Origin of the sequence: Variovorax sp. Root434 (assembly GCF_001426595.1) — a bacterium.
In the GTDB taxonomy this organism is placed as follows: Bacteria; Pseudomonadota; Gammaproteobacteria; order Burkholderiales; family Burkholderiaceae_C; genus Variovorax.
Genome location: NZ_LMEK01000001.1, coordinates 1 through 15,309, shown reverse-complemented (window position 1 = coordinate 15,309; position 15,309 = coordinate 1). Strand labels below are relative to the sequence as shown.

Genomic DNA, 15,309 nt, shown 5'->3' with positions numbered 1-15,309 from the left:
CTAGTCTTCCTGTCGCGTGCGCAGCAAATAGCCGACGCCGCGCAGCGTGATGATGGTCGCCTGGCTCGCTTCGAGCTTCTTGCGCAGCCGGTGAATGTAGATGTCGACAGCATCCGCGCTCGGCTCGTCGTCCAGCCCGAAGATCGCATCGATCAACGCCTGCTTCGACACGGTACTGCCCGCCTTCACCACCAGCGTCTCCAGCAGCGTGCGCTCGCGCGGCGGCAGCGCGAGTTCCTCTTCGGCCAGCGTGAACTGCCGCGTACGCAAGTCGTAGCGCAAGTCACCGCAGACGATGTCGTTGGCCTTGCCCGGCATTTGCCGGCGCACCAGCACCTTGATGCGCGCCACCAGCTCGCGGATCTCGAAGGGCTTCACGAGGTAGTCGTCGGCTCCGATCTCCAGGCACAGCACCTTCTGATCGAGCGACGCCGTGGCCGTGAGGATGATCACCGGCACCGTGTCGCCGCGCTCGCGCAACCGGCGCAGCACGGCCTTGCCCGAGAGCTGCGGGATGTTCAGGTCCAGCAGCACCACGTCGTAGGCCGTCTGCATCAGCAGACGATCGGCGGCATCGCCGTTGTCCACGTGGTCGACCACGAAGTCCTGCTCCCGCAGCAGGCTGGAAAGCCAGTGCGCGAGTTGCGGGTTGTCTTCGATGAGCAGCAGCTTCATGGGGGGTTGGGGTGGTGGCCGTGGATTCTAGGAAGCATCGGTCAGCCCTAGGGATAACCATGACAAATCATGCGGCCCGCCGAAAGCTGGCCGAAAGACGCCGCTTCCTAGACTGGCCCCGTCCCGCGGCAGATCAGCAGATGTGCACGGACCCTTCCAATTCAGTTCCAACACGGAGAGACATACCATGTCCGCTACCCGCCGCACCCTGCTGGCCGCCGCCCTGTGCACCGCCTTCGCCGCCGCGCCGCTCGCGCAGGCCGCCGATGCGCCCATCACCATCATGGTGGGCGGCATCAACAAGATCATCTATCTGCCGGCCAAGCTCACCGAGGCGCTGGGCTACTTCAAGGACGAGGGCCTGAACGTCGAGCTGCAGTCGCAGCCCGCGGGCGTCGATGCGGAGAACCAGCTGATTGCCGGCGCCGTGCAAGGCGTGGTGGGCTTCTACGACCACACCATCGACCTGCAGAGCAAGGGCAAGGAGATCCAGGCCATCGCCGTGTTCTGCAAAGTGCCGGGCGAGGTGGAAATGGTCTCGACCAAGGCCGCTGCCGCCGGCTTCAAGACCATGGCCGACGCCAAGGGCGGCAAGACGCTGGGCGTGACGGGCCTGGGCTCGTCCACCGACTTCCTCACGCGCTACCTGGCCGACCGTGCCGGCGTGGCCTCCAAGGACTACTCGCTGCTGCCCGTGGGCGCCGGCAACACCTTCATCGCCGCGATGAAGCAGGACCGCATCCAGGCCGGCATGACCACCGAGCCCACCGTGTCGCAGCTGCTCAAGACCGGCGACGCCAAGGTGCTGGTCGACCTGCGCACCGAGCCCGAAACGGTGAAGGCGCTCGGCGGCCTGTACCCCGCGGCCAGCCTGTATGTGCAGAACACCTGGGCCGAGTCGCACAAGGCCGAAGCCACCAAGCTGGCCCACGCCTTCGCGCGAACCATGGAATACATCCACACGCACAGCGCGGAAGACATCGCCGAGAAGGTGCCGCGCGACTACTACGGCAGCGACAAGGAGCTCTACGTGCAGGCGCTGAAGGCGTCGCTGCCGATGTTCACCGCCGACGCCAAAATGCCCGCCGGCGGCCCCGAGACCGTGCTGAAGGTGCTCGCCACCTACAAGCCGCTCGTGAAGAGCAAGAACATCGACCTGTCGAAGACCTACAGCAACGCTTACCTGGCAGCGGCGATGAAGTGAGCACCATGCGCAACGGAACACCTCCCAACAGCGGCAGCACCGTGACCTCGGCGATCGACTTCAACGACGTGTCGCTGCGCTTCATCTCGCAGGACGGCAACGCCACGGTGGCGCTGCGCAACTTCAGCATGTCGGTGGCGCGCGGCGAGTTCGTCGCCATCGTCGGGCCCACGGGCTGCGGCAAATCGACCACGCTGAACATGATCACCGGCCTGCTCAAGCCCACGGTGGGCGACGTGCGGGTGATGGGCCAGCCCGTGACGGGCGTGGACCCACGCATCGGCTTTGTGTTCCAGGCCGACGCGGTGTTCCCGTGGCGCAGCGTGGAAGACAACGTGGCGGCCGGCCCCATCTTCCGCGGCAAGCTGAAGAAGGAAGCGATGGAACTCGCGCAGGAATGGATCCACCGCGTGGGCCTGTCGAAATTCGGCAAGCACTACCCGCACCAGCTCTCGGGCGGCATGCGCAAGCGCGTGGCGCTGGCGCAGACCTTCATCAACAACCCCGAGATCCTGCTGATGGACGAGCCCTTCTCGGCGCTCGACATGCAGACCCGCACGCTGATGCAGGACGAGTTGCTGCAGCTGTGGTCGGGCAACGGCGGCAGCGTGGTGTTCGTCACGCACGACCTGGAAGAAGCGATCGCGCTGGCCGACCGCGTGTTTGTGCTGTCGGCGCGGCCCGCCACGCTCAAGCGCGTGTACGAGATCGACCTGCCGCGCCCGCGCATCATGTCCGAGGTGCGCTACGACCCGCAGTTCATCGAGCTCTCGAAGCACATCTGGGACGACCTGCGCGAAGAAGTGGTTATCCAGTGAACATAACGACCACGACAAGAACCATGACGCCTTCCACCACCACCCCCACGGCAGCCGTGCTGCCTTCGTCGCTCAGCGACGCCGCTCTGGCGCGCGAATCCGAAGTCGCGCAGGCGGCCATCCGCGGCCGGCGCCGCATGATCATCGCGCTGCGACTGATCGTGCTGGTGGTCGCACTCGGCGGCTGGGAAATCGCTGCGCGCCTGAAGTGGATCGATCCGTTCTTCTATTCGATGCCTTCGATGATCTACGACCAGCTCGTGGAGTGGATGCGCGACGGCACCTCGCAGGGTTCGCTGTGGATGCAGGTCGCGGTAACGCTCGAAGAGACCGTCATCGGCTTCCTGATCGGCTCGATCGCCGGCGTGCTGTGCGGCATCATCCTGGGCCGCAACAAGCTGCTGTCGGATGTTTTCAGCCTGTACATCCAGATCGCCAACTCGATCCCGCGCGTGGTGCTCGGCTCCATCTTCGTGATCGCGCTCGGCCTGGGCATGGCCTCGAAGGTGGCGCTGGCGGTGGTGATGGTGTTCTTCGTGGTCTTCGGCAATGCCTTTCAGGGCGTGCGAGAAGCCGACAAGTACATGATCGCGAACGCGCAGATCCTCGGCGCCTCGCCGCGGCAGGTGACGATGTCGGTGGTCATTCCGTCCGCCATGTCGTGGATCCTGGCCAGCCTGCACGTGAGCTTCGGCTTCGCGCTGGTCGGCGCGGTGGTGGGCGAGTTCCTCGGCGCCAAGGAAGGCATCGGCCTGCTGATCTCCACTGCCCAAGGCGCGTTCAATGCAAGCGGCGTGTTCGCGGCAATGATCGTTCTGGCTGTTGTTGCACTTGCGGCCGACTTTTTGCTCAGTTCGCTGGAGAAGCGGCTGTTGAAGTGGCGGCCCGCTGCGTTCTGATCGTTCGATTCGGCTGGAAAAGAAACAAAACGGCGGGCAATTTGCCCGCCGTTTTTTCGTTCCGGGTGCGTGCGAAGGCCACCGGGTACTTCCCTCCGCGAATGTCGACGTGATCGCGCCCCGGATGACCCGAGAACACAGCGATCAAAACCGATAGGCGCCACTCAATCCCACCGTCCAGTTGCGCCCCGGCGCGGGCTCGTAGTAACGTCCGTTGCCTTCATTGACAATCACCGAGCCCACGTAGCGCCGGTCGAACAGGTTGTCGACACGCGCGAAGGCGTTGAACTCCCAGCGCTCCCATTTCTTCAGATAGCCCGCATAGAGCGCCGCGACGGCATAGCCCGGCGCGCTCGCGGTGTTGGCGTCGTTGGCCTGGATGCGCCCCAGCGCGCGCATCTCGACGCCGGCGCGCCAGCCTTCGGGCGGCACCCAGCCCAGCGATGCGAACAACGACTGCCGCGCGATGCCGGGAATGCGGTTGCCCGCGGCCACGGTGTTGGCCGCCGCGCACGGTGACGGCGAGCAGAAGGCGTCGCGGTAGGTCGCGTCCAGCCACGTGTAGGCCAGTTGCGTGCGCCAGTGGTTCGCGGTCTCGTGCTGCCAGCCCAGCTCGAAGCCGTTGCGCTTCGTGCGCCCCGCGTTCTGGAAGGTGGCGCGGCCGCCGACGTTGGTGTCCGTCACGATCTCGTCGCGCGTGCGGGTCTGGAACAGCGCTGCCGTTAGCAGGCCACCGGCAAGCCGTGCCTTGGCGCCGAGCTCGATGCTGTCGTTCACCGCAGGCCGCAGCGCGAAGTTGAGCCCGCTCGCGCCGTTTGCCCGATAGGAAAGTTCGTTCAGTGTCGGCGTCTCGAAGCCGCGGCCGATGGAGCCGTACAGGGCCAGGTCCGGCGTCGCCTGGTAGCGCAGCGAGGCCACCGGTAGGGTCTTGCTGTAGCGCGCGCTGCCGCTGTCGTCGCGGTTCGTGCCGACGATGTAGCGGTCCTGCGAGTTGAAGTGCACGCTGCTGCGGCGCACGCCGGCTTCGAGCGTCCAGCGGTCGGCGAAGCGCCAGGTCGCCTGCGCGTAGGGATCGAGGTTCCAGACGTCGTTGAGCTCGTTGCGCCGCAGACGGCCCTGCACGCCCAGCACGGGCGCCGCGACGCGGCCGAGGTAGTTCTCGTAGCCGCGGCGCTTTTCGCGCAGGCTGTCGTAGCCCAGGCCGGCCACCACGTCGAAGGGCCGACCGGCCAGGGTCAACGCCGCATTCCAGCGGATGTCGACACCGCCGTACTGCCGCGACAGGTCGATCACGCCGCCCGCGTGCAACCGGTTCTGCTGCGCCGACACCGGAATCGATTGGTACTGCGTGGTCTTGCGCTCGCCGCCGTAGACCATGAGGCGCAGGCCCTGCGTGGCATCGATGCGGCGCTCGTACAGCAGGCCGGCCTGCGTCTGCTCGACCGTCTTGCGGGTGTCGTACTGCGTGGCCAGCGGCGCGTTGCGCGGCGCCAGCGCGTACTGGTCGGCCGTGAGGCCCAGCGGGTCCTGCGCGTCGACGCGCACGCTGTTGAAGACCAGCGTGAGCCTGTCGCCGTTGTCGAGCGCGATGCCGAGCTTGCCGTTCTCGATGTCACGCCGCGCGGCGCTGTGCTCGCGCCAGCCGTCGGTATGGAAGCGGCTCGCGTCGAGCAGGTAGTCGACCGCGCCCTGCGACCCGCTGAGCTGCAGCGACTGCCGCCAGGTGCCGAAGCTGCCGCCCGCGAGCGAGTACGACAGCCGCGGCGGCCCTTCGCCCGAGGCGGAGAAGGCCTGCAGCACACCACCCGAGGAGTTGCCGTACAGCGCGGAGAACGGCCCGCGCAGGATCTCGACGCGGTCCAGCGAGCCGATGTCGATGTTCGATGTCTGCCCCTGCCCATCGGGCAGGGTCGCGGGAATGCCGTCTACGTACAGCCGCACGCCGCGCACGCCGAAGGTCGAGCGCGCACCGAAGCCGCGGATGGACAGCTGCAGGTCCTGCGCGTAGTTCAGCCGGTTCTGCACCTGCAGCCCCGGCACCGCGCCCAGGCTTTCGGAGAGGTTGACCTGCAGGCGGCTGTCGCGCATCTCGTCGCCGTCGACGCGGTCGACCGAGCCGGGCACGTTGAAGGGCGCAACCTCGCCGCGCGGCGTGGAGACGGTGATCTCGCGCAGGCGCGCGCCGCTGGCGCCTGAATCGGCCGGCGGCTCCTGCTGGGCCTGCGAGGCCAGCGGAACACCCAGCAAGAGAAGGCAGGCGGCGGCGACGGGCGCAAGTTTCATCGCGCCGATTCTGCTTCGGCACACCGGCCGCGCATGTCGCGGTGGCGCGACTCTCAGGGAAAACTAGCGGGCCGGCGCCTTGCGCCAGCCATGCCAGGCGCCCACCACGACCGGGATGCCCAGCGTGATCCAGGCCAGGACGTCGCCCAGCCCGCCGTCGCTGAAGAGTGCCGAGATCAGCCCGAAGGTCGTCAGCAGGCCGAGCGCGATCGGCCAGCCCCACATGCGCCGGAAGCCTTGATGCTGCTTCATGCCTGCACCTTCATGGCCGGCGCGGGCTCGGGTTGCACAGTGCCGCCGGAGACGCGCGCTTCATGCGCCGCGGCCCTCGGGGACGCGGGCACGGGGTTGCCCCGCTTGAGCCACAGGTACAGACCGCTGCCCAGCACGATGATGGTCGCGATGTCGAGCAGCGCCCAGATGATCTGCATCGGCATGCCGCCATAGTCGCCGAAGTGCAGCGGCTGCGACACCAGCAGCGCCGTGAGGTACCAGGGCAGCTTCGGCACCGCGGTCACCTCCGCTGTCTTGGCATCGACCAGCACCGGCTGGAACAACTTCGACGTGAAGGGCTCGTTGCCGCGCACGAAGAAGGTCGTGTGGTGCGGGCTCGAGAACGATGTGCCGGGGAAGGCGACGAACGACAGCTTCATGCCGGGCGTCTTCTGCATCGCGGCGTCCATCGAGCGCTGCACCGAGGCACGCTCGTTCACCGCCACGATGGGTTCGTTCTTGTAGGGCGCGAGCAGCGAACTGAGCTGGTCGTGCTGCCAGTACTTGATGAGCAGGTCGGCCCAGGTGTTGATCATGCCGGTGGAGCCCACCACGAACAGCCACACCAGCGTGACGATGCCAAGCAGGTTGTGCAGGTCGAGCCACTTCAGGCGCGGGCGCTTCTCGCGCCGCACCGTGCCGAAGTCGAGCTTGCGCATGAAGGGTGAATACAGCACCACGCCCGAGACGATGGCCACCAGCAGCAGCAGGCCCATGAAGCCGAGGAAGAGCTTGCCTGCCAATCCCGCGAAGAGGTCGACGTGCAGTTTGAACATCACGTAGATGAAGCCCTCGTCGAACTTCGGCTGCGCGAGAACCTCGCCCGTGCGCGCGTCGATCGCGACCGACTTGAAGTCTTCCGTGGCTTGCGGCGTGGGCGTGAGCGTGACGAACCACAGGCCGTCGTCATCCTCGGGCTGCGAGACGAACTGCACCACCCGGCCGGGGTGCTTCGACTTCGCGATGTCGAGCACGCGGTCGAGGCTCACGCGCGGCGTGCCCGCGGGCATCTTCGGCGCCTCGACCTCGGTGCCCAGCAGGTGGCCGATCTCGTGATGGAAGATCAGCGGCAAACCCGTGACGCACAGCAGCAGCATGAACACCGTGCACACGAGGCTGCTCCACTTGTGCACCCAGGCCCAGGTCTTGATCTTTCGGCTGTTCATGTTGGGGGCTGTTCCTGAAGGTCGTGTTCTAGAAGCGGTAGGTCGCGCTCGCGACGATGTTGCGGCGCGAGCCATACCAGCAGTCGCCGCGCGACAGACAGGTGCTGAAGTAGACCTTGTCGGTCACGTTGTTGATGTTGAGCGCATAGCGCCAGCGGTCGGTCTCGTAGGCGAACACGAGGTCGGCCAGCGCGATGCCCGGCAGGCGCGGACCGGTGCCGAACTGCGTGTCGCGAAACGAGCTCATCAGGCGCACGCCGGCGCCGGCGGAAAACCCGTTCACGCCGCCGATCGAAAACCTGTACTTCGCCCAGAAACTGGCCTGGTGTTTGGGCAGACCTTCGATCTGCGCATCGGCATCGGTGTAGTTGTAGTGGGCGATCAGGTCAAGGTTCGGGCCAGCCGAGCCCTTGGCCTCGAGCTCCACGCCCTTCGTCTTCGTCAGGCCGCGCTGCGAGAACACGTTGGGCTGCTCCTCGACGATCTGGTTCTTCTCGCGCAGGTCGTACACCGCTGCGCTGAAGGCCAGGGCGCGGTCCCTGGGCTCGTACTTGACGCCGGCTTCCCACTGCTCGCCGCGCAATGGCGTGAAGATGCGGCCTTCGCGCGGCGACTGCGGCGTGAACGACTCGCTGTAGCTCAGGTACGGCGACCATCCCGATGGCGAGGCGTACATCAGCCCGAAGCGCTTGGTGGTGGCGCTGCTCTTTTCCTCGTTGCTGCCCGCGGCGCTGGACACGGCCCTGTCTTGCCGCAGGCCCGCCACGAAGATCCAGTTGTCGAGCCTGACCTGGTCCTGCAGGTAGACGCCCGTCTGGCGTTGGCGGGTGCGCGGCCGCGCATCGCGCACGGGCTCGTCGAGATGGCCGTAGACCGGCGCGTAGACATCGATGGTGTCGAAGGTGGTGCCGCCCCAGACGTTCTCGCGCTGGCGCGCGAAGTCCGCGCCCACGAGCAGCGTGTGCTTCAGCGCGCCGGTCTGGAAGCGGCCCTCGACGTGGTTGTCGAGCGTCTGCGTGCGGTTGCGGGTCAGCTGGCTGTCGTAGTAGCGGCCGAGCACGCGCTTGAAGACCGGGTCGGTGGACCAGCTGTCGAATCCGCTGAACGAACTGCCGTAGTGGTAGCGGTTGTCGTTTTCGTTGTGCGCATAGCGGAAGTTCTGGCGGAAGGTCCAGCTGTCGTCGAACTTGTGCTCGAACTGCCAGCCGAAGGTCTTGCGCTCGCTGTCGTAGTAGTCGCCCGGCTCGCCGATGAAGCGGCTGCTCGGCAGGCGTCCGTTGGGGTTCGGCAGCAAGGTGCCCTCCCACGGCAGGAACTGCGAGCTGCTGCCGCTCTTGTCCTTCTGCCAGAGGCCCTGCAGCGTCAGCGAGGTCATGGCGTCGGGCCGCCAGGTCAATGAAGGCGCGATCACGCTGCGGTCGTCCGGCACGTGGTCGACCTGCGTGCCGGACTTGCGCTGCAGCGCGATCAGGCGGTACGACAGGGAGCCATCGGCGTTCAGCGGGCCGGTCAGGTCGGCCTGGATCTGCTTGCGGCCGAAGCTGCCGAACTGCACGCCCACTTCACGCTGCGCCTCCTGCAGCGGCCGCTTGCTGACCATGTTGACCACGCCGGCGGCGGTACCCGCGCCGAACAGCATGCCCGAGGGGCCGCGCAGCACTTCGAGGCGCTCCAGCGTGTACGGCTCGGTGCGGGTGGTGCTGGTGTAGTAGCCGTAGGCCTGGCGCAGGCCGTCGAGGTAGACGTCGGGATAGGCGCCGCGCACCCGTACGGAGTCGGTGCGGGAATCGAGTCCGTAGGCATCGGAACGCACACCGGCCGCGTAGTTGAGCGCGTCCTGCACATTGACCGCGCCCTGGTCGACCATCTGGTCGCGCGTGACCACGGTCACGGACTGGGGTGTTTCGGACAGCGGGGTGTCGGTCTTGGTCGCGGTGATCGCATTTTTCGCGCGGTAGCCGATCACCGGCGTGATCGCCGTCTCGGTTTCGGCATTCGCGTCGACCCGCACTTCCGGCAGCGCGCCCGCATTCGTCGCCTGGGCCAGCACCTCGCGCTGTGTACAGATCGCCAGACACCCCATCAGCACCGATGCAGCCTTGCGCCGCGCCTCCAACCTCTTCATCCCGGTCTCATTCCAAATATTATTAAGAATGATTCGCATTTTAGTACGTGACTTATTTGTGCCTCCCCCAATCACTGCTCCGATGAAGGGTGTTGCGTTGCGAAATTGCGTCTGCGGGTCCAGGGCGGACCGGCTACCATGCCGCCCGCACGCTTCCCGTGCGTTGGCAAGCCCTCATGCTCAAGCTCATCGCCTTTCTGTTTCCCGCACTGCGCGGTCCGGCTCTGCGGCTGATGGTCCTCGCGGCTGCCATTGCGCTGGCCGGCTGCGCGGGGCTCCCACCGCGCACGCCTGAACCGCCCACCCTGGCGATTGCGGCCTCGCCTGCCACCGAGCTCGGCCGCGCCGCCGTCAGCCTCGACTCCCCGCCCGACGGCCTGAGCAGCATGCGGCCGCTGATCGAGGCGTCTTTTGCGCTCGACGCCCGGCTGGAGCTGATGCGGCGCGCGAAGTCGTCGCTCGACATCCAGACCTACCAGCTCGGCAACGACAAGACCGGCCGCCTGCTGCTGCGGGAAATGCGCAATGCTGCCCGGCGCGGCGTGCGCGTGCGGCTGCTGCTTGACGACTTCTACACGGCCGGCATGGATCGCCTGCTGCTCGGCCTGGCCGCCGAGCCCAATGCCGAGATCCGGCTGTTCAACCCGTTCGTGAACGCGCGCGACCACTCGTCGGGGCGGTGGCTGGAGTTCTTCACCGACTTCCGGCGCCTCAACCACCGCATGCACAACAAGCTGTTCGTGGCCGACGGCGCCATGGCCATCGCGGGCGGCCGCAACCTCGCCGACGAGTATTTCCTGCGCAGCGAGAGCGCGAACTTCATCGATTTCGAGCTGCTGCTGGCCGGCCCGGTGGTCCCCGAGACGGCCGCCATCTTCGACACCTACTGGAACAGCGACGTGGTCTACCCCCTGCAGCGGGTGGCCGGCACCAGCAGCACGCCGCAGGCGCTGAAAGCCGATTTCGAGGAAGCGACCTCCCCGGCCCACGCACCGCCGCCCGACCCGCTGCCTCCCACCGACCTGCTCGGCGACCTGCCGCTGGGCGCCCAGCTCGCCAACATCGACGAGGCCAAGTGGATGCGCGCCGAGGCCCACGCCTCCGCCGACAGCCCCAACAAGGCGCTGGGCGTCATGGCGCAACCCATGGAGCCGCTGGCGCAGCGCTTCCACGAGATGCTGGCCACGGCCAAGTCGAGCGTGGTGGTGATCTCGCCCTACTTCATTCCGGGCGACGAGGGCATGGAGCGCATCCGCATGGGGCGTGAGCACGGCGTGAACATCACCGTCATCACCAATTCGCTGGCCGACAGCGACGAGCCGCTGGTCAACATCAACTACAACCGCTACCGCGTCGACATGCTCAAGCTGGGCGTGAACCTGTACGAAGTCAGCACCCAGCAGCTGCGGCGCAGCGGCCAGTTCCGCGACCTGCTCAAGAAGGCCCGCGGCCGCCTGCATGCCAAGCTGGCACTGGTCGACCGCCAGTGGGTGCTGCTCGGCTCCATGAACCTCGACCCGCGTTCCGCCCGGCTGAACACCGAATTCGGCATACGCGTGCGCAGCTTCGACCTGACGCAGGCGCTGCTTTTCGCCTACGAGCTCGACGACATCGAGGGCGTCTACCGCGTGGTGCTCAAGCCCGACGGCCAGAACGTCCAGTGGATCGGCACCGGCGACGTCCACAACGAGGTGCTCGACAGCGAACCGGATTCGAGCATGCTGACGCGGCTGCAGCTGCTGCTGTTCTCGTGGTTCGTGCCGACCGACCAGCTGTAGGCGGCTGCGGAACGCCAGAGAACCTTGGCGGCCAAAACCTCCCGGCGCGCCAAGTGAAATGCAGAGGACGGTCCTTCCGCGTCATGGCGTCTTGTGGCCGACCCGGTGCTCGTTCCAGCGGCGTTGCAGCAACTTCACCTTCTGCGCGCTCTGTGCATCGACCGGCGTATAGACGACGAGCCGCATGTCCGGCGACTCCTCGACCATGAACGAGCTTTGCTCCAGTTCCATCCGGCCGACGCCGCGCACCTCGAAGCGCTTGGCCCGGTCAGTGCGCATGCTGACATTGTGGTCCGGCCACCATCGTCCGAATTCGGGGCTGGCGATCTGGAGGCGTTCGATCAACGCAAGAAACGCCGGATCGTCGCGATGCCGCCCGAACTCGACACGAAAGCGCGCGAGCATCGCGCGTGCATCGGTTTCCCACTGCGGTATCGCCGCGCGGTGCGCCGGGCTCGCGAACACCAGCCACAGCATGTTCCTGTCTTCGGGCGCGATTGCCGAGAGATCGCCGAACACGGCCGAGAGCGCATCGTTCCATGCAATCACGTGCATCGATGCGGTCGCGAGGTAGGCCGGCCCGGTGACTGCATCGAGCATGCGGCGCAGGTGCGGCGTGACCGCGAGCGAGGGGCCGGGCGCGATCGGCGGCGGTCGGTTGTGCGCCAGCGTGAAAAGGTGCGCGCGCTCGGTTGCATCGAGCCTCAGCGCCTGAGCGATGCGGTCGAGGAAATGCGCCGACACCTCGATCTCGCGCGCCTGCTCCAGCCATGTGTACCAGGCCAGGCCAACGCCCGCGAGGTGGCAGACCTCTTCGCGCCGCAGGCCCGGCGTTCGGCGCCTCGCCGTTGTCGGGAGACCGACTTCGGCGGGCTGCAGACGCTCGCGGCGGCTACGCAGAAACGCGGCCATTTCGGCGCGCGCCAGCATGCGGGTCGGTGGGGTCATTGCGTGAGGCTGGTGGTTTTTATACCTGGATAACTTCCTGTCTTGTCGAGGGATATTAGGCCTTCTACGCTGGTTCTTTCAACTGACGAAGGACCACCGAATGACACCCATCGCCCGCATCAGGGAACGCTTTCTCGACTTTCGCAGCCGGCTCTACGACCAGCACGATCTCACAGTTGTCGACGAGCACCTGCACCCGGAATTTTCGAGCCACAGCCCCAATGTCCGTCCGCTGCTGGAGGCGGCGCGATCGGCCGGCGCACCGCGCCCCGACGTGCGGCCCGCCTACAAGGAGTTTGTGAAGGCCTTCTACGTCGGCTTGCCCGACCTGAAGCCGATGCGCCAGGAGATCATGGTCGAGGATGAAGGCCTGATGGCGATGACGCAGTGGGAAGCGACGCACACCGGCGTCTTCTTCGGCGTGCCGGCCACGGGCAAGGCACTGCACTTCTCGACGGCGGACCGCTATCGCCTGCAGGACGGCCTGCTGGTCGAACACTGGGATGTGGTGGACGTGCTGGAGGCGTGGCTCGCGCTCGGCATCGTCGTTCGTCCCGGGGCCGCGCAGATGTAGAGCTTCAATAGGTTGTTGCGGATGTTCACCCGGAGTGGATTGAGAGGCTGGAAATCGCCCCCCGATCCACTCAACACCCCAACCCGTATGTAGCCGTCAGGACGGCCCAAACACCCCTGCCAAGCACCCTGAGGCCAAGAATCGGATGTTCAGCGGCGCATCGTTGAAGGATCAGTGTCGTTCCGCACCGAGACACCGGCGGCAACCCCTCCCCCTTGAAAGCCCGCCGATTGCCCTTATGATTAGCACTCGCTGCTGATGAGTGCTAACAGCCTCGCTTCCAGTCGATGGGCTGCCGGCCTCCGGTCCGGCACCCGACCATAAACCCGTTTCTTATCCATACATCCAGGAGATGCAATGAAACTTCGTCCTTTGGCCGATCGCGTGATCGTCAAGCGTGTTGACAGCGAAACCAAGACCGCCTCCGGCATCGTCATCCCCGACGCAGCCGCTGAAAAGCCCGACCAGGGTGAAGTCCTGGCCGTGGGCCCGGGCAAGCGCAACGACAAGGGCGAGCTGGCCGCACTGACCGTCAAGGTCGGCGACCGCGTCCTGTTCGGCAAGTACAGCGGCCAGACCGTCAAGGTCGGCGGCGACGAACTGCTGGTCATGAAGGAAGACGACCTGTTCGCGGTCGTCGAGAAGTAATTCAACAAATCCATTCGGAGTAAACAGACATGGCAGCAAAAGACGTAGTCTTCGGCGGTGAAGCCCGCGCACGCATGGTCGAGGGTGTGAACATCCTGGCCAACGCAGTCAAGGTGACCCTGGGCCCCAAGGGCCGCAACGTGGTGCTCGAGCGCTCGTTCGGCGCCCCCACCGTCACCAAGGACGGTGTGTCGGTCGCCAAGGAAATCGAACTCAAGGACAAGCTCCAGAACATGGGCGCCCAGCTCGTGAAGGAAGTGGCTTCCAAGACTTCGGACAACGCCGGTGACGGCACCACCACCGCGACCGTGCTGGCACAAGCCATCGTTCGCGAAGGTTTCAAGCTGGTGGCTGCCGGCATGAACCCGATGGACCTGAAGCGCGGCATCGACAAGGCCGTGACGGCCCTGGTCGCCGAGCTGAAGAAGGCTTCGAAGCCCACCACCACGTCGAAGGAAATCGCTCAAGTCGGCTCGATCTCGGCCAACAGCGACGAAACCATCGGCAAGCTCATCGCTGACGCGATGGACAAGGTCGGCAAGGAAGGCGTGATCACCGTGGAAGACGGCAAGTCGCTGGACAGCGAACTCGACGTCGTCGAAGGCATGCAGTTCGACCGCGGCTACCTGTCGCCCTACTTCATCAACAACCCCGAGAAGCAATCGGCGCTGTTGGACAACCCCTTCGTGCTGCTGTTCGACAAGAAGATCAGCAACATCCGCGACCTGCTCCCCACGCTGGAACAAGTCGCCAAGGCTGGCCGTCCGCTGCTGATCATTGCCGAAGAAGTCGAAGGCGAAGCCCTGGCTACGCTGGTTGTGAACACGATCCGCGGCATCCTGAAGGTCGTGGCTGTCAAGGCTCCTGGCTTCGGCGACCGCCGCAAGGCCATGCTGGAAGACATCGCCATCCTGACGGGCGGCAAGGTCATCGCTGAAGAAGTGGGCCTGACGCTCGAAAAGGTGACGCTGGCCGACCTGGGTCAAGCCAAGCGCATCGAAGTGGGCAAGGAAAACACGATCATCATCGACGGCGCTGGCGCCGCTGGCGACATCGAAGCCCGCGTGAAGCAAGTGCGCGTGCAGATCGAAGAAGCCACGAGCGACTACGACCGTGAAAAGCTGCAAGAGCGCGTGGCCAAGCTGGCCGGCGGTGTTGCCGTGATCAAGGTCGGCGCTGCCACCGAAGTCGAAATGAAGGAAAAGAAGGCTCGCGTCGAAGACGCCCTGCACGCTACCCGCGCTGCAGTGGAAGAAGGCGTTGTAGCTGGCGGCGGCGTGGCTCTGCTGCGTGCCAAGCAAGCCGTGGGCGAGTCGGTCAAGGGCGAGAACGCCGACCAGGAAGCCGGTATCAAGCTGGTGCTGAAGGCCATCGAAGCCCCCCTGCGCGAAATCGTGAACAACGCCGGCGGCGAAGCCTCGGTGGTGGTGAACGCTGTGCTGGCCGGCAAGGGCAACTACGGCTTCAACGCTGCGAACGACACGTACGGCGACATGCTCGAGCTGGGCATCCTGGACCCGACGAAGGTCACGCGCACCGCACTGCAGAACGCCGCTTCGGTGTCCTCGCTGCTGCTGACGACCGAAGCCATGGTTGCTGACGCACCCAAGGACGAAGGCGCAGCCGGCGGTGGCATGCCCGACATGGGCGGCATGGGTGGCATGGGCGGCATGGGCATGTAATTGCTCGCCCCAGGCTGCGCGGCACTTCGTGTCCGCTACGCCTACCCCCTACCGGGGGCGACACCTGCGGACCGGCGAAGCCGGATCCGCGGTGTCTCGCGAGATGAAAAAAGCCCGGCTTGCGCCGGGCTTTTTTCATGGGCGTGACCCGTCCTGACCTGGGTTGACACCTTTTCCCTCAAGAAAAGGCAAGTCAATGGAATCAAGCGTCAAACGCACCCAGCGGGACTACACGC

The 15,309-nt window shown here is 65.9% G+C and carries 13 protein-coding genes; 7 read left to right on the top strand and 6 right to left on the bottom strand.

Translation table 11 applies throughout. The features are described 5' to 3' along the window. Positions 1-675, bottom strand: coding sequence for a response regulator transcription factor (locus ASD05_RS00065; RefSeq protein WP_056585949.1), 675 nt, complete (start codon positions 673-675; stop codon positions 1-3). Between the two features lie 187 nt (positions 676-862). Between ASD05_RS00065 and ASD05_RS00060 the strand changes: the two genes are divergently transcribed. The 3 genes from ASD05_RS00060 to ASD05_RS00050 are packed head-to-tail and all read left to right on the top strand — an operon-like array spanning position 863 to position 3,596. Then, on the top strand, positions 863-1,879 hold the full coding sequence (locus tag ASD05_RS00060) for an ABC transporter substrate-binding protein (protein ID WP_056585947.1): 1,017 nt from the start codon (positions 863-865) through the stop codon (positions 1,877-1,879). A gap of 5 nt (positions 1,880-1,884) precedes the next feature. Beyond that, entirely contained in the window at positions 1,885-2,697 is an 813-nt protein-coding gene (locus ASD05_RS00055) for an ABC transporter ATP-binding protein (protein WP_056587721.1), read from the top strand. A 23-nt stretch (positions 2,698-2,720) separates the two neighbouring features. Continuing rightward, positions 2,721-3,596: an ABC transporter permease gene (locus ASD05_RS00050; RefSeq protein ID WP_056509421.1), complete on the top strand. Its 876-nt coding sequence runs from the start codon at positions 2,721-2,723 to the stop codon at positions 3,594-3,596. A gap of 144 nt (positions 3,597-3,740) precedes the next feature. Here the strand turns inward: ASD05_RS00050 and ASD05_RS00045 are convergent, their stop codons facing one another. The 4 genes from ASD05_RS00045 to ASD05_RS00030 form a co-directional block, all read right to left on the bottom strand. Next, positions 3,741-5,879, bottom strand: coding sequence for a TonB-dependent receptor (locus ASD05_RS00045; protein ID WP_056585946.1), 2,139 nt, complete (start codon positions 5,877-5,879; stop codon positions 3,741-3,743). Positions 5,880-5,942: 63 nt separating this feature from the next. Further along, a complete protein-coding gene (locus ASD05_RS00040; protein WP_056585945.1) occupies positions 5,943-6,131 on the bottom strand; it encodes a hypothetical protein in 189 nt (62 codons plus the stop codon). Beyond that, the gene (locus tag ASD05_RS00035) at positions 6,128-7,318 is read right to left on the bottom strand and encodes a PepSY-associated TM helix domain-containing protein (protein ID WP_056585938.1); all 1,191 of its coding nucleotides are present in this window, start codon (positions 7,316-7,318) and stop codon (positions 6,128-6,130) included. The genes ASD05_RS00040 and ASD05_RS00035 overlap by 4 nt, the downstream gene beginning before the upstream one ends. 28 nt (positions 7,319-7,346) lie before the next feature. Further along, complete coding sequence (locus tag ASD05_RS00030) at positions 7,347-9,443, bottom strand: TonB-dependent siderophore receptor (RefSeq protein ID WP_056585936.1); 2,097 nt, start codon at positions 9,441-9,443, stop codon at positions 7,347-7,349. Positions 9,444-9,619: 176 nt separating this feature from the next. Between ASD05_RS00030 and ASD05_RS00025 the strand changes: the two genes are divergently transcribed. Further along, complete coding sequence (locus ASD05_RS00025) at positions 9,620-11,221, top strand: phospholipase D family protein (RefSeq protein ID WP_056585934.1); 1,602 nt, start codon at positions 9,620-9,622, stop codon at positions 11,219-11,221. Between the two features lie 81 nt (positions 11,222-11,302). Here ASD05_RS00025 and ASD05_RS00020 read toward each other — a convergent pair whose 3' ends face one another. After that, entirely contained in the window at positions 11,303-12,169 is an 867-nt protein-coding gene (locus ASD05_RS00020) for a helix-turn-helix transcriptional regulator (RefSeq protein WP_056585930.1), read from the bottom strand. Between the two features lie 100 nt (positions 12,170-12,269). Between ASD05_RS00020 and ASD05_RS00015 the strand changes: the two genes are divergently transcribed. From ASD05_RS00015 to groL, 3 genes are all read left to right on the top strand, one after another. Then, positions 12,270-12,743, top strand: coding sequence for an ester cyclase (locus ASD05_RS00015; protein ID WP_056585928.1), 474 nt, complete (start codon positions 12,270-12,272; stop codon positions 12,741-12,743). Between the two features lie 357 nt (positions 12,744-13,100). Further along, the gene (locus ASD05_RS00010; RefSeq protein WP_007835162.1) at positions 13,101-13,391 is read left to right on the top strand and encodes a co-chaperone GroES; all 291 of its coding nucleotides are present in this window, start codon (positions 13,101-13,103) and stop codon (positions 13,389-13,391) included. Positions 13,392-13,420: 29 nt separating this feature from the next. After that, positions 13,421-15,073: a chaperonin GroEL gene (groL, locus tag ASD05_RS00005; protein WP_056585923.1), complete on the top strand. Its 1,653-nt coding sequence runs from the start codon at positions 13,421-13,423 to the stop codon at positions 15,071-15,073. Positions 15,074-15,309 lie beyond the last annotated feature (236 nt).

Coding starts and splice junctions, on each gene's coding strand:
- ASD05_RS00055 (WP_056587721.1), top strand. CDS start 1,885: ATGCGCAACGGAACACCTCCCAACAGCGGCAGCACCGTGACCTCGGCG.
- ASD05_RS00040 (WP_056585945.1), bottom strand. CDS start 6,131: ATGAAGCAGCATCAAGGCTTCCGGCGCATGTGGGGCTGGCCGATCGCG.
- ASD05_RS00035 (WP_056585938.1), bottom strand. CDS start 7,318: ATGAACAGCCGAAAGATCAAGACCTGGGCCTGGGTGCACAAGTGGAGC.
- ASD05_RS00010 (WP_007835162.1), top strand. CDS start 13,101: ATGAAACTTCGTCCTTTGGCCGATCGCGTGATCGTCAAGCGTGTTGAC.
- ASD05_RS00060 (WP_056585947.1), top strand. CDS start 863: ATGTCCGCTACCCGCCGCACCCTGCTGGCCGCCGCCCTGTGCACCGCC.
- groL (WP_056585923.1), top strand. CDS start 13,421: ATGGCAGCAAAAGACGTAGTCTTCGGCGGTGAAGCCCGCGCACGCATG.
- ASD05_RS00050 (WP_056509421.1), top strand. CDS start 2,721: ATGACGCCTTCCACCACCACCCCCACGGCAGCCGTGCTGCCTTCGTCG.
- ASD05_RS00025 (WP_056585934.1), top strand. CDS start 9,620: ATGCTCAAGCTCATCGCCTTTCTGTTTCCCGCACTGCGCGGTCCGGCT.
- ASD05_RS00015 (WP_056585928.1), top strand. CDS start 12,270: ATGACACCCATCGCCCGCATCAGGGAACGCTTTCTCGACTTTCGCAGC.
- ASD05_RS00045 (WP_056585946.1), bottom strand. CDS start 5,879: ATGAAACTTGCGCCCGTCGCCGCCGCCTGCCTTCTCTTGCTGGGTGTT.
- ASD05_RS00020 (WP_056585930.1), bottom strand. CDS start 12,169: ATGACCCCACCGACCCGCATGCTGGCGCGCGCCGAAATGGCCGCGTTT.
- ASD05_RS00065 (WP_056585949.1), bottom strand. CDS start 675: ATGAAGCTGCTGCTCATCGAAGACAACCCGCAACTCGCGCACTGGCTT.
- ASD05_RS00030 (WP_056585936.1), bottom strand. CDS start 9,443: ATGAAGAGGTTGGAGGCGCGGCGCAAGGCTGCATCGGTGCTGATGGGG.